Origin of the sequence: Spirillospora sp. NPDC049652 (genome assembly GCF_040675125.1) — a bacterium.
Taxonomy (GTDB): Bacteria; Actinomycetota; Actinomycetes; order Streptosporangiales; family Streptosporangiaceae; genus Spirillospora.
Genome location: NZ_JBFAOF010001339.1, coordinates 1 through 1,540, shown reverse-complemented (window position 1 = coordinate 1,540; position 1,540 = coordinate 1). Strand labels below are relative to the sequence as shown.

Genomic DNA, 1,540 nt, shown 5'->3' with positions numbered 1-1,540 from the left:
GGCACGGCGGCGAGGTTCCGGACTCCCACCAGGCCCTGCTCGACCTGCCCGGAATCGGCTCCTACACGGCGGCGGCCGTCGCCAGCTTCGCCTACCGGCAGCGGCACGCGGTGCTGGACACCAACGTCCGCCGCGTCCTGGCGCGACTGGTCGACGGCGTCGAGTACCCGCCGAAATCGCAGACCAGGGCGGAGGTCGCGACCGCCGAGTCGCTGCTGCCGCTCGACCCGCCGACCGCCGCGCGCTGGTCGGTGGCGGTCATGGAGCTCGGCGCGCTGGTCTGCACGGCCCGCTCGCCGCGCTGCGTGGACTGCCCCGTCCTGGACCGTTGCGAGTGGCAGGCGCGGGGCCGTCCGGCCTACGACGGCCCGCCGCGCCGGGGGCAGACCTACGCGGGCACCGACCGGCAGTGCCGGGGCCGGCTGCTCGCCGTCCTGCGCGACGCCCACGGCCCGGTCGCCAAACCGGCTCTGGACGTCGTGTGGTCGGACGTGGTCCAGCGCGAGCGCGCTCTCGACGGGCTCATCTCCGACGGGCTGGTCGACCCGCTCGACGACGGCCGCTACGCGCTTCCCGGCTGATCGGGCCGGATCCGGACGCGCCGGCCGGCCGGCCCGGCGGAATGTCCGAGGGCCTCTTTAGGATGCGCGTAGATTATCTTCGCGAAGGCAAGGAGAGGGCCGTCATGATCACCTTCACGCTTCCCGCCGTCCAGCCGTTCGACTTCGCGCCGCAGCTGAGCTTCCTGTCCGGCTTCCGGCCGACTGCAGGGCAGCAGCGACTCACCGACGACACCCTGACCAGGGCCCTTCGGGCGAACGGCCGGACGTTCGCCGTCCGGCTCGCGGCGGACGCCGAGGGGCTGCGCTGCGACCTGTGGTCCGAGGGACCCGCCCCGTCGGACGGCGAGGTCGACGCGGCGCGGCGGCAGCTCACGTCCTGGCTCAGCCTGGACGACGACCTCGCCGCCTTCTACGAGATCGGCCGCCGCGACCCCGACTTCGCGCCCGTGATCGACCGGCTGCACGGCTACCACCAGGTGAGATTCCCGACGCCGCTGGAGAACGCGGTCTGGGCGATCCTGTCGCAGCGCACGGCCCTGCCCGTCGCCGCCAAGGAGAAGCAGGCCCTCGCCGAGGCGTTCGACAACGTGCTGACTGTGGACGACGTCCCGTATCGGGCGTTTCCGGACGTCGAGCAGCTGGCGTCCCTCCCGCCCGGGCGCATCGCCGAACTCGTCGGCAACATGCGCAAGGGCGAGTACCTCGGCGGCACCGTCCGCGCATGGCTCGACCTCGACGAGGAGTACCTGCGCACGGCGCCCTACGAGGAGGCCAAGGACATCCTGCTGAACCTCCCCGGCATCGGCCCCTGGTCGGCCACCTTCATCCTGATCAGGGGCTTCGGCCGCACGGACGAGGTGCCGACCGACAAGCAGCTCGTCACCGCCGCGTCCCGCGTCTACGGCCGTCCGCTCACCCCCGCCGACGTGCAGGAACTCGGCAAGCCGTACGGCCGCTGGGCGGGCTACTGGGCGCAC

Annotated in this window: 2 protein-coding genes; both read left to right on the top strand. The window is 73.0% G+C overall.

Annotation, left to right across the window (positions count from 1 at the left end; genetic code table 11):
- On the top strand, window positions 1-581 hold a 581-nt coding region (locus AB0J52_RS39995), incomplete at its 5' end, for an iron-sulfur binding domain-containing protein (RefSeq protein WP_500188383.1).
- Between the two features lie 104 nt (window positions 582-685).
- Window positions 686-1,540: DNA-3-methyladenine glycosylase family protein (locus AB0J52_RS39990; RefSeq protein WP_500188382.1), on the top strand; the 855-nt coding region annotated here is incomplete at its 3' end.